We start from the raw sequence: 20,244 nt of genomic DNA on the forward strand, positions 1-20,244 counted from the left end.
TGAATTCGCTTTATCAAGTCACCTAAGACGGCCCGGTCGATCACGGCGATCTATAGCTAATAAAAAAAAATTGGCGAGGTAGGCTCCGGTGCTGAATGGCGGCTTCTAGCGTTTTGCGTGGTAAAGGAGTAGATTTATTGTTTGCCGCTAGCCTGATACGCTGGTGGCAATTTGTTGGTAGATACTTTTTTCGGATATTTTTGATGAACAGCCTCGTATTTTCAAATATGTTTCACCGTCCGGCGCGGACGGCGGTGAGCATCATCGGCATCGGCATCGGCATTTTGCTGATCGTATTTACGGTCGGTCTGGCAAACGGCAGTTTGCGTGAGCGCGCCCAACGCGAGGCGAACGTCGGGGCGGAGATAATGCTGCGAGCATCGGGCAGCCTCGGCCTCAGCGGATCCGAAGCCCTCCGTCTGCCGGTGGGTCTCGCCGATGATGTGAAGAAGATCGATGGCGTCGCAACGGCGGTGCCGATCGCACAGAACAGCATCTCGGTCTCGGACTCCAGTACCGGTAGTCGACTAGTCGATGGCATCAGCTTTGACGAGTACGCATCTGTTTCCGGAGTGCAGATCGCCAAAGGACGAAAACCGGTCGATGGAGCTGACGAGGTGATCGCTGACGTCGCGTGGGTCCAGCAAAAGAGCCTGGTCATCGGCGGTAAGATGAGCCTCTACGATCGTGATTTCACGCTGGTCGGTTCGTACGAACCGAGTGCGGGCGGCCGCATCAAGATACCGCTCACCACGATGCAAAAACAGCTGGGTGCTGAGGGCAAGGTCTCGGCTCTGCTGATCAAGACCAAAGACGGTTTCACGCCGGACGCCGTTGCTCAGAACATACAGGCCAAGTACCCTGACAATCAAATAATACTCACCCGCGACCTCGAAGAGCTTTATATGCAGGGCTTTCCGGCGTTGAACGTCTTTCTGAACGTGGTCGTCGGCGTTGCCGGTGCGATCTCGGCCCTGATCATCCTGCTGACGATGTACACGACCGTTACCGAACGGACGCGGCAGATCGGCGTGCTCAAATCGCTCGGTATGTCCAATTTCAGCATTGCGTTGACGATCGTGCAGGAGGCACTGTTGATCAGTACCTGTGGCGTTCTATTTGGCGTGATCGCGACGTTTCTGGTGAGTATCGCTTTGGCCAAATGGACGTCGCTTACGGTCCAGATCGAACCGTCGACGGTCATCAGCATACTCGTCGTCGGTATTCTCAGCAGCATTGTCGGTGCACTCTATCCCGGACTCAGGGCGGCACGGCTTGACCCGGTCGAGGCCCTCGGCTACGAATGATCGCTGAGTAGATCAAATTAAAATTAAATGACCTTAGCGAATGTTGGAAAACGTTCGCTTTTGGTGTTTTATAAGCCTGTACTACGCATCCGGCACGTTTCGATCTCTTATGACTCTGAGTCCTGTTAAAAATCTATCTTTAGCGATCAGTCTGATCGCGATCATTTTCGCCGCGTCCGTTGCAGCGTCGGGGCAAAAGCGGTTCTATCTCGCACCCGATGATCACACAGACTATTACTGGACTGCGGATGAGGCGACCTATCGTCAAGCGTTTTTGACGATGATCGATTATTACCTCAACAAGATGGACGAAACGCAGTCGAATCCATCGGATCTGCAAATGCGTTGGAGTTGTGACGGCAGCCTCTGGATGTGGGAGTTTGAGCAAAACCGCAGCTCAGCCCAATTTAACCGGTTCATCGAACGCGTCCGTGACGGACATATGAGCGTGCCGATGAATCCGCTGGTCGTGGCACAGGGCGGATCCAATGCCGAAAGCGTGCTGCGCGGGATGCTCTATTCGGGCCGGATCGAGCGGCGTTACAACCTGCGATTTCCGATGGCGGTCGCGATGGAAAATCAGACGATGCCTTACGGCCTCTCGTCGCTGTGGGCCGGTGCCGGTGCCAAATACTCCTGGAAGGGCGTTTGTAATTGTGCGACCGAGGTGACAGGGCTAAATAACCGTGACCGCGAGATCTATTACTCCGGCGGACGTGACGGCAGCCAAGTGCTGATGAAATGGCAGTCGCAATACACGACCAATAAGATGTTCGGCAGCTACATCGAAGCCGATGACCCGGTCGCGACCATCGGCTTTGCCGATAATAGTATGCTGTTTCAACAAAAATATCCGTTTTCGGTGATCGGAGCATTTGGCCGCGGCGGCGACGATCTCCAGTACACAAGCGACGAATTTATCGCCGTCGCACAACAGCAATCGACGCCTGGCCGCCGTGTCATCATCTCCAACCAAGAGGACTTTTTTCGCGATTTTGAGGCAAGTTACGGGCCTCAACTCGAAACCTTTTCGGCCGCCTTCGGTAATGAGTGGGACGTGCTGATCGCATCGATGGCCGAGGTGTCGTCGAGGGTCAAACGTGCATCGGAAAAGCTCCGCAGTGCCGAGGCGATGGCGACCTTGGTCGCTCTCGAACAACCGTCGTTTATGACCTCGCGGATCGCCGAACGCGATCGGGCGATGATCGATCTGGGCTTGTATTATGAGCACGACTGGACGGCCGACGGTGCAGTCACGCGCTCACAGCGTGCAGCGTGGCACCGCAAAGTCGAAAATGAGATCACGCAGTATGTGGATAAACTCTATGATGACGCCAAATACGAACTCGGGCGGATGATCTCGCGGACCGGCAACACGGAGCGGTTTTTCGTATTCAATCCGCTAAGTTGGGCCCGCACGGATTTTGCTGATATTCCGGTGCGGGGATATCGAAAGGTCAAGGCCGTTGACGCCGCGACCGGCGTTGAGGTGCCGTCACAGCTGATGACATTCGGCACGCAACGGATACTTCGCGTGCTTGCCTCTGATGTTCCGTCGGTCGGTTACAAGGTTTTTGAACTCAGGTGCGGTGCTCCCGCAGTGTTGCCAAATGCCGCGGTTCAGAACGGTGCGACGATCGAGAACGGCACTTACCGCCTGACGATCGCACCCGACGGAGCGATCTCCAGTCTGATCGATAAAACCCGAAACAACCGCGAAACCGTCCGCAACATCGGCGGTAAGTTGCTCAACGACCTCGGCGGCGATCGTTCCGGTACGGTGACGGTCGAAAACGCCGGTCCGGTGAGCGTGACGCTTCGAGCTGTCTCGGGCAGTCCGGTTCGCCATACGACGCGCGTAACGCTCTTTCGCGATATCGACCGCATCGATGTGCGTAATGATATTACCGAAAATTTTGACGACGTTAAGACGTGGAGCTATTCGTTCGACATCAACTCGCCCGACGTCTGGCACGAAGAGGTCGGTGCGGTGATTCGCGGCAAAATGCTGGCAAGCGGCGGCCATTATTCGCCCAAAAACGCCCGTTACGACTGGCTCACGCTCAATCATTTTGCGGACATTACCGACGGCGGCAGCAATGCCTTTGGCGTGACGCTTTCGAACTGGGACAATTCCTTTATGCAGCTTGGGTCGAGTGCCCCGCGTGTTTTTGACACTACGACGCCGCAGATAAACGTCTTGGCCGGCGGCCAGGTCGATGGCCCGAACCTCGGTATCCGTGATCAGGGCGGCGATGGCTATTTTCTGCAGCGGTTTGCTCTCAAAACTCACGGCGGTTTTGATCAGACGGCAGCAATGCGGTTCTCACTTGAGCACCAAAATTCTTTTGTCACGGGCCGGATCGGCGGATTGGGCGATCAGGTGCGGCAATATCCGGCTAGTAGCTTTTCGTTTCTGCAAATATCCGATCCAAACGTAATGCTGTGGGCGCTCAAACCAGCCGAGGACGGTATCGGGCAAGGTGTCGCTGCAAGGGTCTGGAATCAAGCTGGATCGCCGCTGTCGTATTCGCTATCACTCGCCCGTCCGATCGCCTCTGCCGACCGCGTCACGCACGTCGAAACCCGGATCGCCCCGGCCAACGTCTCCAGCGGCAACCTATATGCGTACGTAAACCAGCAACAGATCCAAACACACTTACTGAAATTGCCATAAGTCCTCACCGCCACTTATTCACTCGCCGCCTTGCCTCAGAAACAGGTCGCTCCAAGTAGTTTCCCAGACATCGGCTGTCCCAAATTACATCAAATTAATTTGAAACAGTCGGTTTACACATTCTGTAACGCTAAGCCGTGTGATCGCTGTTAGTTACGGGCGGAAAGTGTCCCTAATTAATTACACATTTTTGCCGAATTTGGGACAGGCTAAATGCTCTGAATAAATAAGTTAACCACCCAAAGTGTCCCTAATTAATTTTCTTCCCCTCGGGTTTATCGCAAAATGTGTTCGGAATTGCCTTAACACCTGTGTTTGTAGCATTTAGCGGTATTGTGGTGTTTCACAATACAATTCTGCGTATCCGAGTATTTTCAAAGATCAACCCGTAAGCGGCAGAACTTGCCGAATGGATCCGCAAGTCAATTATCTCACAGATGTTGTGTATCAGACAATATATTATCTGTGCAACAAAAATAAAAATGAGCGACATCTCCCGCCGCGAACAGATCCATTGACACCAACCGGCAACAGGTACAAAATGACGCTATCGCCGCCTCGCCAAATCCCACGGACGGCGAACGAGCCAAAAGACATCACGCTTTCGCTTCATCGCATCGAAGTAGAAGGTCAATGTCCGGAGAAGTTTAACGGCAAGCAGGATCGCTCTCACGATGGGCAAAGCTCAATGATCAAGAAGGGAAATTATATAGAGTATGATGTAATCGAATTATGTCATCGAATAAACGTCTCTCCGCCATTATTTTGCTGATCGTTGCAATGATCATATGGGGCAGTGCGTTTGCCGTTACCAAAGCTGCACTCGAGGAGGTGCCGCCGGTTTTGTTTGCGTTACTGCGGTACGTTACAGCTTCGATCTTGCTGATTGTCTTCGTTATCTTGAGCGGAAAACTAGCGAAGATTCCGCGTCCTGTGCCGTGGGTTGCGATCGTGCTGATGGGCTCAAGCGGCGTTTTTCTCTACACCATTGCCTACAATGTATCGCTCGTTTACACGAGTGCGTCGCAAGGTGCTATGGTGCAAAGCTTTATTCCGGCAGTTACGACACTTTTTGCCGCTGCATTTCTCAGAGAATCACTATCGCGGATCCGCCTGATCGGAATCGGAATCTCGATTCTCGGAATTTTCCTGATAATGTTCTTTGCCGAAGCGGATGTCGATGCACCGAATTCTTTTTTGGGCAATGTGATGATGCTCTTATCCGTCATTTTGTGGGCGGGCTACACGCTTTTTGCCAAGCGCCTTGCAAAATTTGATCCGCTGGTGATCACTGCCGGAGCGACAATTGTCGGCACGGCCCTGCTAATACCTGCCGCGCTTTTCGAACTCGGTAACAAAGGCTTTCCGACGATTTCCGCAACGGGTTGGACCGGCGTAATTTACCTCGGCCTTTTTTCGTCTGCCGTCGCGATGCTGCTTTACAATCGTTCGCTTCAATATTTGAGTGCCGGCGAAACAGCAAATTTTCTTAATTTAATGCCCGTCGTTGCCGTTCTGGTCGCGGTAGTTTTCCTCGGTGAAAGCCCGACGTTTAAGCAAATTACGGGCGGCGTTCTAGTCTTATTTGGTGTTTGGGTGTCATTACAGAATAGATCCGGCACCCCGATCGAAGAAATTACAGAAACCCCGCCTGTGAGTTAAGCGAAATAGACACGCCCTCGGGCAGCAGATCCACAAAACGTTCGCCTATCTATTTCAAACAGACAAAGACCCCGGCGACAAATATTGGAATGTCGCGTGGGGCCTTTGTGATCAATCGTCCGGATGCTTTATCCGCGGGCCGGTCTACCAAATGATCAACTCGATCTAATTGCTTAAACCTAAGCTTTGCCGACCTGGACGCGAGTTGGCCGCAGCAGGCGATCGCCGAACTTATAGCCGCGCACGTATTCCGAGACAATCTTACCGTCGTTTTCGGGGCCGGTAGGTGTCATATCGACCGCATCGTGAAGCTCAGGGTCAAAATCGCAACCGACCGAGGCGATCGGCTCGACGCCGACATCGATCAATGCACGCTCAAAGCTGCGCGCCGTGCCGATGACGCCCTCGCGTAGATTATCGATGTTCGGGTCGGACTGGCTGGCTGCAACGGCAAGATTCAGATTATCCAGCACCGGCAAGAGCGTCGTCAGAAAATTAAATTGAGCCTGCTTGCCGCGATCTTCGAGCGTCTTCATCAGACGGGTACGCATCTCGGCCGTCTCGCGTTCGAGGTCAGCCTTAACCTCTTCGAATTTTGCCTGGACACCGATCAGCTTGGACTCGGCCGCCTCACGGCGCTCGATCTCCGCCTTAAGCGTCGCCTCAAGTGCGATCTCGGCCGCGGACTTGGACGGCACTTTCGGAATCTCGTCGTCCTTGACCCGCTCGCCGCTCTCATTAAAACGCCTTTTGTCGTTAACGGGGATCGTATCTTCGCCCTCAGTTTCTATTTCGATCTCTTTCTCGTTCATTTTCTTTCTCTTAAACACAATATCTAAATAGTAGTTGGTAAACCGCGATAGTTAAAGTCATCGCGGTTTACCAATGGTTTAGCGACTCTATCTATGCCGCCTCGGCCGACTTTTCGGCTCCATCAGCGGGTGTAAACTTCATCGCGCCATTTTCGGCCGAGACGCGAACCGTCTGGCCGCTGACGATCTCGCCCTTCAAAAGACTCACGGCAAGCTGATTCTGCACAAGATTCTGGATCGCCCGCTTGAGCGGTCGTGCACCGTAAACCGGGTCGTAACCCTCGGAGATGATCAGGTCACGAGCCGAATCATCGAGCTCGATCGTGATGCCGCGTTCCTCGAGATTCTTGCGAAGCTTTTCGAGTTGGACGTCGATGATCGTGGCGATCTGATCCTTACCAAGCTGCTTGAATACGACGATGTCGTCGATGCGATTCAAAAACTCGGGCTTGAAATGATCGCGGAGCACCTGCAGCACTTCCTTTCGGATATCGCGGTCGGCAAGCGGATTTTCGGTCGCCGCCTGTATCTGCCGCGAACCGAGATTTGACGTCATAATCAGCACTGCGTTCTTAAAATCAACAACGCGGCCCTTAGAATCGGTCAAACGCCCGTCATCCAGGATCTGGAGCAGCACGTTGAAAACATCCGGATGCGCCTTTTCGATCTCGTCAAAAAGCACGACCGAATACGGTCGCCGCCGGACCGCCTCCGTCAATTGGCCGCCTTCGTCGTAGCCGACGTATCCAGGAGGCGCACCGATCATACGAGCGACCGCGTGCTTCTCCATATACTCGGACATATCGAGCCGGACCATCGCGCGTTCGTCGTCAAACATAAATTCGGCGAGGGCACGGGCCGTCTCGGTCTTGCCGACACCGGTCGGGCCAAGGAAAATAAATGATCCGACCGGACGATTAGGATCCTGCAGGCCGGCACGAGCACGCCGAACGGCATTTGCCACCGCCTCGAGTGCCTCGTCCTGGCCGATGACACGATTGCGAAGATTGTCCTCCATCGAGACGAGCTTTTGCATTTCGCCCTGCAGCATCTTGGAAACCGGCACGCCTGTCCATTTGGCGACGACCTCGGCGACGTCCTCTTCGTCAACCTCTTCTTTCAGATACACGCCGTCTTTCTGCAGGTCGGCGAGATGAGCTTGCTCGGTTTCGAGTAGCTTTTCAAGCTCCGGGATGCGCCCGTACTGGATCTCGGCGGCTATGGTCAGATCGCCGCCCTGACGAGCTTGTTCGAGCTCGAGTTTGGCTTGTTCCAATTGCTCCTTGGCGGAGCGCATCTTTTCGATCTCTTCTTTTTCTGACTGCCATTTGGCCTTCATCGCCGACGATTTTTCGTTGAGGTCGGCAATGCGCTTTTCGATATCGTTCAGACGCGATTTTGATTTATCATCCGTCTCGCGCGTCAGAGCCTGCCGCTCGATCTCGAGCTGGAGTATCTCGCGTTCGAGCACGTCGATCTCCTGCGGCAGGGAATCGATCTCGATGCGAATCCGCGATGCGGCCTCGTCGATCAGGTCTATCGCCTTGTCCGGTAAAAACCGGTCAGTGATGTAGCGGTTAGACAAGGTCGCGGCCGCGACGATCGCGGCATCCTTGATACGCACGCCGTGGTGGACCTCATAGCGCTCCTTGAGGCCGCGCAGGATGGCGATGGTGTCTTCCACATTCGGTTCGCCGACGTAAACCTGCTGGAAACGGCGTTCGAGAGCCTTATCCTTTTCAATATATTTCTGATACTCGGCGAGCGTAGTCGCACCGACCGCCCGCAGAGTGCCGCGGGCAAGCGTCGGCTTGAGCATATTCGACGCGTCGATCGCACCCTCGCTGGCACCTGCTCCGACCAACGTGTGCAGTTCGTCGATGAAGAGAATGATCTGGCCCTCGGCCTTTTCGATCTCGTTGAGAACAGCCTTGAGGCGGTCCTCAAACTCGCCGCGATACTTAGCTCCGGCCAGCATCGCTCCGAGATCGAGCGAGACGAGCCGCTTGTTTTTTAATGTTTCGGGGACATCACCTGAAACAATGCGCTGGGCGAGGCCCTCGACGATCGCGGTTTTACCGACGCCGGGTTCTCCGATCAAAACGGGATTGTTCTTAGTTCGCCGCGAAAGTATCTGGATCGTCCGGCGGATCTCGTCGTCACGCCCGATAACGGGGTCGAGCTTTCCCTTACGGGCTCGATCGGTCAGGTCCATCGCATATTTGTCGAGGGCCTGAAAATTCTGTTCCGCATTCTGATCCGTGATCCGCGAACCTCCGCGCATATCGGTGATGACCTTTTCAAGGTCTTCCTTAGAAACTCCGTTTGAGCGCAGAATGCGGCCCGCATCGCCTTCCTTTTCGGCAGCGATGGTCATCAAAAGGTGCTCGGTCGACAAATAGTCGTCCTGCATCTTTTCGGCAGCTTTCTGAGCCTCCTGAAAAATGGTGTTGGTCCGCGAGCTGAAATATTGCTGTCCGCCGGACACCTTCGGAAATTTGCCGATGGCAGCCGTTATCTCATTTGCGATGGCATTGGCATTGGCTCCGATCTTGCCAAGGATCGGCTTTAGCACGCCCTCTTTCTGCTCAAGCATCGCCGCAAGCAAATGCTCGGGCTCGACCTGTTGGTTTTCGGCCTTTTCGGCAACGCCGATGGCTTCCTGCACCGCTTCTTGCCCGCGTATTGTAAATCTGTCGAATCTCATAACTTTATCGTGACCGCGGGGCGGCCGCGGAACATATCATTCCATTGCGGCCGTCCTTGTGATCACGCTCCTTGGGGTTAAGCCCCGGCAACTCTTGACGTTTCCACCGGCTTCGCATTCAATGCGGCGGCGTCGCCGTCGATGATATCGATCTTGCGTGCCTTAGTGTCCTCGCGTTTCGCAAGAGCCACAGTTAAAATGCCGTTTGCAAATTCTGCCCGTGCGCCCTCGGCCGTAACCGTCTGGGGCAGCGTGAACGACCGCGAAAACGACCCGAACGATCGCTCGATCCGGTGATAGTTGTCGCCCTCGGCTTTCTTCTCAAATCGACGCTCGCCCTTAAGGGTTATGACGTTATTCTCGAAAGAAAGTTCAAAGTCTTCGCGCTTCATTCCGGGCAATTCAGCCTCGATCACTAAATTGTCCTCGTTTTCAAAGATGTTTACCCTCGGCACCCATTCGCCGGTAAGCATATCCTCGCGTGCCGGAGCATCCGGCGCGGTGACAGTAAACAGGCGATTGATATCGTTTTGCAACGAGCGCAACTCACGAAAAGGGTCATACCTAACTACGTTCATAATCATTTCCTCCAAAAAAACTAGATTTATGACTAATTACTTAGTCTATACCCATAATAAAACTTGAGTGTATGTTTGTCAAGTTCTCTTTTCGCCAAAAGATTATCATTCTCATCACCAAATAGGGATGTTTGAAGGTGACACTTTTGTTGATTCTCGGTTATATTTAGTGTCGCAGCTTTCCAATACAATTTGGTCCGGTCTGGTGGTTGTCGATCTGGATACTTGCGGTAGTTTCGAGTTTACTGATGAATAAAGTATTTCGAGAAATCTTGTGGCCGATGGTTGCGGTTCTCGCCGCGTTTGTCGTCGGCGGTATTATCGTTCTGCTGATCGGCGATAATCCGTTCGTCACCTTCTATCACCTGATCGGCAATTCCTTTGGGTCGCTCAACGATATCGGCTACACGCTCTTTATCGCGACGCCGCTAATATTTACCGGGCTTGCGGTGGCGGTCGCATTTCGATGCGGCCTGCTGAATATCGGTGCCGAGGGACAGCTATACGTTGCCGCATTTGCAACGGCGTGGGTCGGCATCAAATTTGGCGGAACGGTCGTAACGATCTTTGGCAAGCAGGAAGATTGGTCCTGGTACAGTCTGCCGTCGGTACTGCTGATACTCGTCTGTATGCTGACCGCAGTAATTGCAGGCGGCATTTGGGGAGCAATTCCCGGTATATTGAAAGCCAAGTTCGGCTCGCACGAAGTGATCAATACGATCATGCTGAACTTTATAGGCATAGCTCTGGTCAGCTATTTTACCCAATATTACCTTAAGATCCCGGGCGATCCGATCCTGCAAACAGCCGAGATCGGCAGCGGAGCGCACATACCGCGGATCAGCCAATACATTCCGGGAATGCCGGATTTTGTCCCGCTTAGCGTCGCATTTCTAATAGCGATACTGATGTGTGTGCTCGTCTATATTTTCTTATGGAAGACAAAATGGGGTTATGAGCTACGGGCGGTCGGTGAAAATCCATCGGCGGCCGAATATGGCGGGATCTCGGCTAAAAAGCAGATCATCATCGCAATGACCATTTCCGGCGGACTGGCCGGTATGGTCGCGATCGGTGAAGTGCTCGGCTATCGATACCGATATTACGACGGATTTTCGGACGGTTGGGGATTTCTCGGCATTGCAGTTGCGTTGCTTGGGCGCAATCATCCGCTCGGCATCTTTGTAGCCGCGATCTTTTTTGCCGTGCTCAAGCGAGGCGAGATCTTCGTAGATATCGAGACCAAATATGTGTCGAAGGATCTGGTCGAAGTATTGCAGGCCATAATCATCATTTTTGTCGCATCTCTGCAGAAATTTACGAGGAAATAGAATGGGAGATCTCTTAACACCGACATTTCTGCTCATTTTGCTCTTCTCGACGATCCGTCTGGCGACGCCGCTGATATTTGCGGCATTGGGCGGAATGTTTTCTGAGCGCGCGGGCGTGATCAATATCGCTCTCGAGGGTCTGATGCTCACGGGTGCGTTCACGGCGGCGGTTGCGACTTACGAACTTAACAATCCTTACCTCGGCTTTGTATGTGGCTTGGCGGCGGGTGCATTTGTGGCGGCGATCTTTGCCGTTGCGGTGATCAAGTTTGAGGCTGATCAGGTCGTGGCCGGTTTTGCGGTAAGTTTACTGATGCTCGGTTTGCCGGCGGTGATCAGCAGTCGTCTATACGATTCGGCAGGATCGACACAGCAGATCGCAAAGCAGTTTTTGCTCCCGGAGTATTACAATCGCGTATCGATCGCCTCCATACTGGCTTTTGCTCTCGTGCCGGTGTGTTGGTACGTGCTGTATAAAACGCCGTTCGGCCTCCGCATTCGTGCGGCGGGCGAAAATCCCGAGGCGGCAGATGCAGCGGGCGTCAACGTGATCAAACTCAGGTATATCGCGGTCATACTCTCGGGCGTCCTGGCGGCGGCGGGCGGTGCATATCTCTCGATCGGGCAATCGTCGCTCTTTACACGCGGGATGACCGCCGGTCGCGGATATATCGCACTTGCGGCACTGATCCTCGCTAAGTGGAAGCCGATCCCGGTGCTGTTTGCCTGTCTATTCTTTGGATTTACCGAGGCTCTCGCGATCCAGATGCAGGGCGTGATCAAGATGCCGTCCGGCGAGGATGTGCCGGTGCAGTTCATCCAGATGATCCCATACGTTTTGACGATCATCGTCCTTGCCGGCTTTATCGGTCTGTCGCGTGCTCCAAAGGCTCTGGGAACACCGTATCGGAAGGAAAGCTAAAACTAACCCGAGAGTTGCCGTGGAGCGAGATAACGGTGGGGCTCTCACGGCTTGACACGGAATGGTGAGTACGGTTGTTTGAGTCTTTCCAGCGAGGCCTTCGGTCCCGAACTCTTGAATCCCTGTGCCTGCGAAATAGATCATTATGTCATACGAAAATGCGGCCGCGGCTGCTGAATTCATCAGATCGAGATACCCGAGCGAACCGCAGACTGCGATCGTGTTGGGGAGCGGGTTAGGTGCCTTTGCGGACGAGGTGGCGAATGCGGTTCGGATACCGTATGAAGATATTCCGGGCTTTGCTCGGTCGACTGTCGAGGGGCACGCGGGGCAACTCGTTTTAGGCGAGATCGGCGGCGTTTCGGTGGCGGTGCAGCAGGGGCGGTTTCACTATTACGAAGGCTATGATATGGAGCAGGTTATGCTGCCGGTGCGGACATTTGGTTTGCTCGGGGTGAAGACCCTGATACTCACCAATGCCGCGGGCAGCCTAAACTCAGATATGCAGCCCGGCAGTCTGATGCTGATCGCCGATCATCTGAATTGTCTCGGCGTCAATCCGCTACGTGGGCCGAATGACAGTAGATTTGGACCCAGATTTCCGGATATGACCGAGGTTTACGACCGCGATCTACGGCACATCGCCCTCGAAGAAGCGAGTGCCATCGCGAGAGAACGATTTGATCGTGGCGACGACGAACCCCTGCTCGATTTTCTCAATACCGGCATCTATTGTGCACTTTCCGGCCCGACGTACGAGACGCCGGCCGAGATCCATATGTATCGACAACTCGGAGCGGACGCAGTCGGAATGTCCACCGTCCCGGAGGCGATAGCGGCACGCCATCAGGGCACGCGGGTAATGGGCATTTCGTGTATCACAAACCTCGCTGCCGGTATGAGCGGCGACACCATTAATCACGAAGAAGTGATGGAAACCGGTGCTCGCGTGGCTGAGGTGTTCAAGGAATTGCTCCGCCGCATCTTGGCTAGAATCAATTGAGCAGTAGCACCATTTGGGAATAACTTTGTATTTCTTGACCTAGGACTTGGCGTCCCTGCGGTTAATATCTTTTTATGATCATAGGCATATGCGGTGGAACAGGATCGGGGAAAACGACTATCGCTCGTGCGATAGTCGATGTGGTCGGTGCGGATCGAGTCGTTTTGGTCGAGCAGGATTCGTATTATCGCAACCTGGCGGATATGCCGCTCGACGAGCGTCATCAGGCCAATTTTGACCATCCGGACTCGCTGGACAGTGATATGCTGGTCAATCATATTCTGCGTTTGAAGCAGGGCCTGGCGGTCGAGATGCCGCTGTATGATTTTGCGACTCATACACGCAGCGACAAGATTTCGGTGATCGAACCCAAACCGGTGGTCATCGTCGAAGGGATCTTGATCTTTGCTGAGCCGCGGGTGCTCGACCTTTTGGATGTCAGAATATTTGTCGATACGCCGGACGACATACGATTGATGCGGCGTCTGCGACGCGACTCGAGCGAACGCGGCAGGACATTTGAACGCACACTTGAGCAATACGAGCGGACGATCAGGCCGATGCACTTTGAGTTTGTCGAGCCATCGAAACGGCACGCCGATGTCATCATACCCGAAGGCGGGCAGACGGGCGTCAGCGTCGACCTTTTGTGCGGATTAGTGCGCGAAAAGCTTGTTGCCGAAAGCGAGGAAAAGGGATTTTAGATGGACGATAAAGATCTGATAGCATCCGCGACCGCGGTTCGGGAAAACGCATACGCACCATTTTCGGAATTTAGAGTCGGCGCGGCGGTTGAGACCGAGGATGGCGAGGTCATCGACGGCTGTAACGTCGAATCCGCCACGTATGGCCTGACCATTTGCGCCGAACGCGTGGCTATCTGCAAAGCTGTCTCGCAGGGCAAACGTAAGATCAAGCGGATCGCCGTCGTTGCCGATACCGAAAAGTTAACGCCACCCTGCGGCAGCTGCCGTCAGATCATATGGGAATTTGGCGGTAATATCCCGGTCGTAATGTCCAACCTCCAAGGCAAGGTCGAAACCCATCAGATGATAGACCTTTTGCCCGATGCGTTCGATGCTGAGTTTTTGAAGTAATCTGCCCGAACACTTAAACCGAATTGCATTCTGCAAGGATTATGATGTAAATTCAGCTATGGATAAGCTGAAGTTTTACCTCGCCTTTTTTCTTTTAATCACATTTTCATATTCGACTTTTGCACAGCGGTTACCGCATTCCGAGAAGTATGTCGCGCCGTTGACGTGTGATCTGCTCATAACGGGCGGGACTGTGGTGACGATGGACGCGGACCGCCGGGTCATCGAGGACGGTGCCGTCGCGATCAAGGACGGTAAGATAATAAGGGTCGGGCGGCGGGCGGTCGTGACCAAAAATCTCACCGCAAAGCGCACCATCAACGCGGCGGGCAAGGCCGTGATTCCAGGCCTCATTAACACACATACACACGCCGCGATGTCGCTGTTTCGCGGCATCTCGGACGATCTCGACCTTAACGAATGGCTGACAAAATACATCTTTCCGGCTGAGGGTAAGAACGTGACGGAGCAGTTCGTGCGTGCCGGTACGCGGCTTGGCCTGGCCGAGATGATCCGCGGCGGGACGACCACTTACTGCGATATGTATTACTTTGAGGACGCGGTCGCCGACGAGAGTAAAAAGGCCGGCGTTCGCGGCGTTTTGGGCGAGACGATCATCGATTTTCCGGTTGCTGATAATAAAAATAACGCTGAAGCGATGGCGTACACCGAGCGGTATCTAAAAAAATGGGCAAACGACCCGTTGATAGTTCCGGCGATCGCGCCGCACGCACCGTACACGGTTTCGACTGACCATCTAAGGGCGATCAAGGCACTTTCAGATAAATATAACGCAGCGGTCGTCACGCACGTCTCCGAGACGAAAAAGGAACGCGATGACATCCTGGCTCAAAAGGGAATGACGCCCGCCAAATATCTCGACAGTATCGGATTTTTGACCGATCGCGTCATTGCGGCTCACAACGTATGGCTCACGCCCGAGGAGATCGATATCTATGCGGCAAAGGGTGTCGGGGCCGCGCACTGTCCGCAATCGAATATGAAACTCGCCTCCGGCACGGCGCCGATCCCGGCGATGCTGGCAAAGGGTGTCGCCGTCGGCCTCGGAACGGATGGTGCGGCATCAAATAACGATCTCGATATGTGGGAAGAGATGGATACCGCAGCCAAACTGCATAAACTCATCTCGACTGACCCAAAAACGCTGCCCGCCGAACAGGCATTTGAGATGGCGACCATCCGCGGAGCCCGAGCCTTGCATCTCGATAAGATCACCGGTTCGATCGAGGGCGGCAAGCGTGCCGACATCGCCATTGTGGACCTCGACAGCCTCAATCAGACGCCGTATTTCAATATCTATTCGTCGCTCGTTTATTCGACCAAGGCGGCGGATGTCCGTACGGTTATCATCGACGGTAGGATCGTGATGCTAGACCGACGTTTGCTCACGTTAAACGAAAATGTTATAAAGAAAGACGCAAACGCATACCGCAGAAAAATCATCGATAGTCTTAAGAACTGATGTTGCCGGCTTTACCAAAAGCTCCTCGGCGATGATTTGGCGGCGGCAGTTTGAGGTTGGAACAGGTCGTATAAGTGAGCCTTCGAGGGTAAGTTCGCTTGACCTTTACGGAGAATTTAAGTCAGGGAATGGAGGACTCTAAATGCCGTTAAATGTCAGAAGGTTTTGCACTTCGGTTTTACTGGTTATTGTTGGATTGATCGCCACTGCGGCCGCACAGACTGTGCCGGCCCCGACGCCTGCGCCGCAGGCTGCACCGCCGTCTTCGGGCGATGTAATGCGTGACCGTATCTCAAAGGCAAAGGCATACATAGCCGTCCGCAACTACAACGCGGCGATCTACGAGCTTGAAAACATCCGCCGCGAAACCGGCGACACGGCCGTCCAGAGCGTCGTCAACGTCTTGTTGATGAACAGTTACCTCGAACAGGGCGATTTCAAACGAGCCCAGGATTTCCTGAATCTTTTTTACACCGAGCAGAAAACGACCAAGCCCAATGCGGCCGCCTATTATATGTCCGTCGCCGGACAGGTGGTCAAAGGGGCGCGCAATCGGGTGGAGCGATATCGGGCATTGGGCCTGAGTATTTCGGACCGCACTTTGCCGCTCGAGGCGGCCAACGATCTTGAGAAAATGCGCGAGACGCTGGAGCTGGTTATCACACAGGCGACGGCGATCGGAAAGGACTCTAAGAGGACGGCCGACGCAATGGCAATGGTCGAAGAAGCGAGCACATCGCGAAGTATGCTTGCTCGCGACGACTATGATGCACGCCGATGGAAAGACACGGTCGCTGACGCCCGCGAAGAGATGTCCAATTCGCGCAGCGTCGTAACGAATGCCGTCAACGACACTCCGGCCGACGGCGTGCTAAATCCGTCAACGACGGCGGCTACCGTTAGCTCTACCACGGCAGCACCGCCGGTGATACAGGCGCCCCCGACAGTTGTTAACAAGCCGCTTGCGGTACGCGAACGCGAGGTCAAGCCGGCCGAGACCACCGTCGCCAAAAACGATAAGCCGATCGTTGTAACATCAACACCGGTCCAACCCAAAGAGACTCCGAAGCAGGCCGACACGGCACCGGTAAAGAATGACGGCTCGCCAATGGATGTCGGATCGCTGGTCAACTATGCCACGCTTCAGGCTCAACCAACGTATCCTCCGGTCGCCAAGACGACGCGGACGACCGGTATAGTCAAGGTCCAGGTAATGGTGGACGAACAAGGCGCGGTCTCAGAGGTGCAGAAAACAAGCGGCCCGTCGATGCTCCAGGGTGCGGCAAGAGACGCGATCCGTAAGTGGAAATTCAAACCTTTTGTCCGAGACGGCCAACCGGTCAGAGCGACGGGATATGTTAATTTTAATTTCGCTTTATAGTTAACGAGGTTCGTTTTATTGGTTTCGGGCGGCAACCTTTTCGAGAGGTTAGCCGCCTAAGTTATTTTGGGGAGAGTTTATTAGCCGCAGATAAACACAAATGAACGCGGATAAGAAATTGATAGTAGTAGCTATGCTGATCCGCGTTTACCTGCGTGGATCTGCGGCTAAGGTTTTTTTTCGCCACGTCTCGGCGATAATATGAATCTATGCGATATCTGATCCTCGTCTTATTGCTCTCAATCGCCGTGTTTTCTCAGTCCCCGGCGGGGCCGCCAATGGAGTTTGGGGTTTCGCACACTCTGGCAAAGTGGCGGGTGGCTCATTATTCGGATGTCCGCTACAAGCTAAACCTCACACTCGAAAAGATGTCGCCCGTGCTGAAAGGGACGATGGAGATCCGTGTGAAAGTGTCGTCAATGGACGAAATGACGACAGTTCCCCAAGACCTTCCGGGAAACGGCATTCCACAGATCATTCTCGACTGGCGAAGGATCGCCGGTCACGAAAAGCTCTCGACGATCACCAACGTGACGATCAACGGCCAGGCTCGTGACGTTCGCGATGGCGGTGCGTTTCAAATCGACGCGACAACAAAACCTTATATAATCGATGACCACGACCATCTCATCTTTGCCGAAGGCGTCAAGCTCGGCGAGAACGTCATCAAGCTCGATTTCACTTCGCCGATCCTGACCAGCGGCTCCGCCATCACCCGCTACATCGACAAAGAGGACGGCAGCGAATACATCTACTCGCTCTTCGTCCCCAGCGACGCCAGCACCGCCTTCCCCGTATTTGATCAGCCGGATCTGAAGGCGAGGTTTGAGCTGACAGTTAAAAGGCCGAAGGATTGGAATGTTATCTCGAACGCGTTAAGTGAAGATTCCGAAGCTAGTTTCAGCGACGGTACGCCTAGAGAGTTCACCTCCGCGTTAGTCGAAACACGACCGATCAGTACCTACCTCTTCGCATTCGCCGCCGGTCCATTCGAGCGATTTTGGGTTCCTGATGGCCCGAAAGTAGAGGTTCGGTCAGAACTGAAAGAAGCGTACAAGAAGTGGCTCAATAATGACGTTTCATTGAGGATTTCCTCTGAGGACGCCCAGCGACTAAAAAAAGAAAAAAACGAGAAGATGTCGAAAGGCTATGCCTCGGGTTTGCGAGATTTTCAGCATATCTACGTCCGCAAATCCCAGGCTGCCAAGTTCCAACCTCACGCTGCTGAGGTCTTTCGCCTCAACCGCGAGGCAATCAAGTATTTCGAGGAATATTTCGACTACAAGTTTCCTTTCCCGAAGTACGACATCGTGCTGGTACCGGAGTTTCCGTTTGGCGGGATGGAGCACGCGGGAGCGACGTTTCTGCGAGAGTCGGCGATCATTTTTCCGACCGAGCCGACGAAGAGCGACGAGGTCAGCCGTGCGGTGCTGATGTTTCACGAGGCGGCTCACCAGTGGTTTGGCGACACCGTGACGATGAAATGGTTCGACGACCTGTGGCTCAAAGAGGGCTTTGCCAACTTCATGGCCTATAAAGCGTTAGAGAAGATCATGCCCGAGGCAAACGCATGGAAGGTCTTCTACGAGCGCATCAAACAGCCCGCCTACGCCACCGATTCCACCAAAGGCACCACCGCCATCTATCAACCCATCGAAAACCTCTCCGCCGCCAAATCCGCCTACGGCAACATCGTCTACAACAAAGCCCCCGCCTTCCTACGACAAGCCGAGTTCTACCTCGGCGAAGACAAGTTCAAACTCGCCGTCTGCTCATTTCTAAAGAAGCACGAGTACGCGAATGCGACGTGGCAAGACCTCGTGTACGAATTCGGAAAAGCCAAATATGGGGACGAGATCGCGAACGTTTCCAAAGTAGCCGAACTTCAAGAATTCACGAGTCAATGGGTAACGAAACCTGGATTACCAACCTTTAAGGTTGTGAGAAATGGATTTGAGATGAATAACGCGATTGGCTCGGCGAGTTTTATTTCTAACACGAGCGGCGGTCAGTCAGAGAACTTTAACGCGGCCGTGTTATTTTCAGATAACAGCAAGGTTGTTTTGAACGTGAAGTCAGCTCCAACTTCTCGAACCACGCTTTACCTTATTGAACCCGCCACGAGAACTTCGTCAACCGAGATCGCCGCGATTCTTCCAAACTACCAAGACTACGGCTACGGCATTTTCCTGCTCGACGACAAGAGCCGCGATTACGTTCTGAAGAATGTGCAGAACGAAAAGGACGCGTTCCTGCGTTCGATGATGTACGGCGCACTGTGGGACAGCGTCCGCGAGGGCGAGCTCGACCCGAAGAGTTACGTCGAGTTGGTCATCAAGAATCTCGGAGCATCCACCCCGTCTGCGGCGGCCGCATCCACCCCTCCTTCGAAAGTAGTGGAGCAAGACGAAAGCATCGTCCAATCGATCATCGGCCGCGCCGCAACTGCGATGCGGTATTACATGTCAGAACCGACTGCAGTAGCGAGTGGTTCTGACAAGATAGGCGACCTGAACGCACGTTTCGAAGCCATACTGCTCGAACGTATGCAGAATGCTCAAACGACCGGACAGCGGATCACCTTCTTTCGGGCGTTGGTCGCAAACGCGACGACGGAAAAGAGTAGAGCCGCTCTAAAACAATTGCTGACTACGGGCGGAAACGCGAGTGTGAACGAGCGTGCATCTTCCGTGGCAAAAGAGGCACGCTCCCTAACGGTCGCGTTTCTGCCCGTAAAGGCGAAGGACCGCTTCGACATCGTTACGCGACTGTTGGCGTTGAATGACCCGGACGCGATGAAGTTGCTTGCCGACCTTGAGAAAACGGAGACGAGCGACGATGCCAAACGCTATGCCTACGCCGCACGTGCCGCCATTCCGACCAAGGAGAACAAGGCGAAGTATTGGGACGATTTTGTAAATAACAAGGACATCTCCGAGAGCTGGATCGAGGCGGCGTTTGGCCCGTGGAACAACATTCGACATTCTGAGCTGACATTGCCGTATCTACAAAAAGCTTTGCTGGAACTGCCGAACCACAAACGCAACCGTAAGATATTCTTCGTCAATGGCTGGCTCGGTGCCTTCATCGGCGGCCAACGCAGCGACGCGGCACTGGCGATCATTAACAAATTCCTCGATACCAACCCGAACCTCGACAAAGACCTGAGACTGAAGATTCTGGAAAACTCAGACCTCATCGAACGCGCCGTGCGTGTCCGTGGGAAATACGGGAAGAACTAGGAATTTTAGCCGCAGATAAACGCAGATGACGCAGATAGGAAA

Annotated in this window: 14 protein-coding genes; 11 read left to right on the forward strand and 3 right to left on the reverse strand. The window is 53.8% G+C overall.

Translation table 11 applies throughout. The features are described from left to right. Positions 1-203 precede the first annotated feature (203 nt). The 3 genes from IPQ00_03405 to IPQ00_03415 all read left to right on the forward strand — a co-directional run bounded on the left by IPQ00_03405 (position 204) and on the right by IPQ00_03415 (position 5,646). The gene (locus IPQ00_03405; GenBank protein MBL0239609.1) at positions 204-1,307 is read left to right on the forward strand and encodes an ABC transporter permease; all 1,104 of its coding nucleotides are present in this window, start codon (positions 204-206) and stop codon (positions 1,305-1,307) included. Between the two features lie 109 nt (positions 1,308-1,416). Further along, the gene (locus IPQ00_03410) at positions 1,417-3,984 is read left to right on the forward strand and encodes a glycoside hydrolase (protein ID MBL0239610.1); all 2,568 of its coding nucleotides are present in this window, start codon (positions 1,417-1,419) and stop codon (positions 3,982-3,984) included. A 732-nt stretch (positions 3,985-4,716) separates the two neighbouring features. Further along, positions 4,717-5,646 carry a DMT family transporter gene (locus tag IPQ00_03415; GenBank protein ID MBL0239611.1) on the forward strand — a complete coding sequence of 310 codons (930 nt, stop codon included), beginning with the start codon at positions 4,717-4,719 and terminating at the stop codon, positions 5,644-5,646. A 179-nt stretch (positions 5,647-5,825) separates the two neighbouring features. On the opposite strand, the gene IPQ00_03420 is transcribed toward IPQ00_03415, so the two are convergent. From IPQ00_03420 to IPQ00_03430, 3 genes are all read right to left on the reverse strand, one after another. Further along, entirely contained in the window at positions 5,826-6,458 is a 633-nt protein-coding gene (locus IPQ00_03420; protein MBL0239612.1) for a nucleotide exchange factor GrpE, read from the reverse strand. 91 nt (positions 6,459-6,549) lie between these two features. After that, the gene (clpB, locus tag IPQ00_03425) at positions 6,550-9,165 is read right to left on the reverse strand and encodes an ATP-dependent chaperone ClpB (GenBank protein ID MBL0239613.1); all 2,616 of its coding nucleotides are present in this window, start codon (positions 9,163-9,165) and stop codon (positions 6,550-6,552) included. A 77-nt stretch (positions 9,166-9,242) separates the two neighbouring features. Then, on the reverse strand, positions 9,243-9,743 hold the full coding sequence (locus IPQ00_03430; GenBank protein MBL0239614.1) for an Hsp20/alpha crystallin family protein: 501 nt from the start codon (positions 9,741-9,743) through the stop codon (positions 9,243-9,245). Between the two features lie 248 nt (positions 9,744-9,991). Between IPQ00_03430 and IPQ00_03435 the strand changes: the two genes are divergently transcribed. From IPQ00_03435 to IPQ00_03470, 8 genes are all read left to right on the forward strand, one after another. Next, positions 9,992-11,074, forward strand: coding sequence for an ABC transporter permease (locus tag IPQ00_03435; protein MBL0239615.1), 1,083 nt, complete (start codon positions 9,992-9,994; stop codon positions 11,072-11,074). Between the two features lies 1 nt (position 11,075). Beyond that, positions 11,076-11,996 carry an ABC transporter permease gene (locus IPQ00_03440; protein ID MBL0239616.1) on the forward strand — a complete coding sequence of 307 codons (921 nt, stop codon included), beginning with the start codon at positions 11,076-11,078 and terminating at the stop codon, positions 11,994-11,996. A gap of 145 nt (positions 11,997-12,141) precedes the next feature. Then, a complete protein-coding gene (locus IPQ00_03445) occupies positions 12,142-12,999 on the forward strand; it encodes a purine-nucleoside phosphorylase (GenBank protein ID MBL0239617.1) in 858 nt (285 codons plus the stop codon). A 74-nt stretch (positions 13,000-13,073) separates the two neighbouring features. Then, positions 13,074-13,703, forward strand: coding sequence for a uridine kinase (gene udk, locus IPQ00_03450; GenBank protein ID MBL0239618.1), 630 nt, complete (start codon positions 13,074-13,076; stop codon positions 13,701-13,703). Then, positions 13,704-14,096, forward strand: a complete 393-nt coding sequence (locus IPQ00_03455) for a cytidine deaminase (protein ID MBL0239619.1) — start codon at positions 13,704-13,706, stop codon at positions 14,094-14,096. 202 nt (positions 14,097-14,298) lie between these two features. Continuing rightward, complete coding sequence (locus IPQ00_03460) at positions 14,299-15,579, forward strand: amidohydrolase (protein MBL0239620.1); 1,281 nt, start codon at positions 14,299-14,301, stop codon at positions 15,577-15,579. Positions 15,580-15,721: 142 nt separating this feature from the next. After that, the gene (locus tag IPQ00_03465; protein MBL0239621.1) at positions 15,722-16,960 is read left to right on the forward strand and encodes an energy transducer TonB; all 1,239 of its coding nucleotides are present in this window, start codon (positions 15,722-15,724) and stop codon (positions 16,958-16,960) included. 209 nt (positions 16,961-17,169) lie between these two features. Beyond that, positions 17,170-20,202 carry an ERAP1-like C-terminal domain-containing protein gene (locus IPQ00_03470; GenBank protein ID MBL0239622.1) on the forward strand — a complete coding sequence of 1,011 codons (3,033 nt, stop codon included), beginning with the start codon at positions 17,170-17,172 and terminating at the stop codon, positions 20,200-20,202. Positions 20,203-20,244 lie beyond the last annotated feature (42 nt).

The organism is Chloracidobacterium sp. (genome assembly GCA_016720705.1).
Classification (GTDB): domain Bacteria; phylum Acidobacteriota; class Blastocatellia; order Pyrinomonadales; family Pyrinomonadaceae; genus OLB17.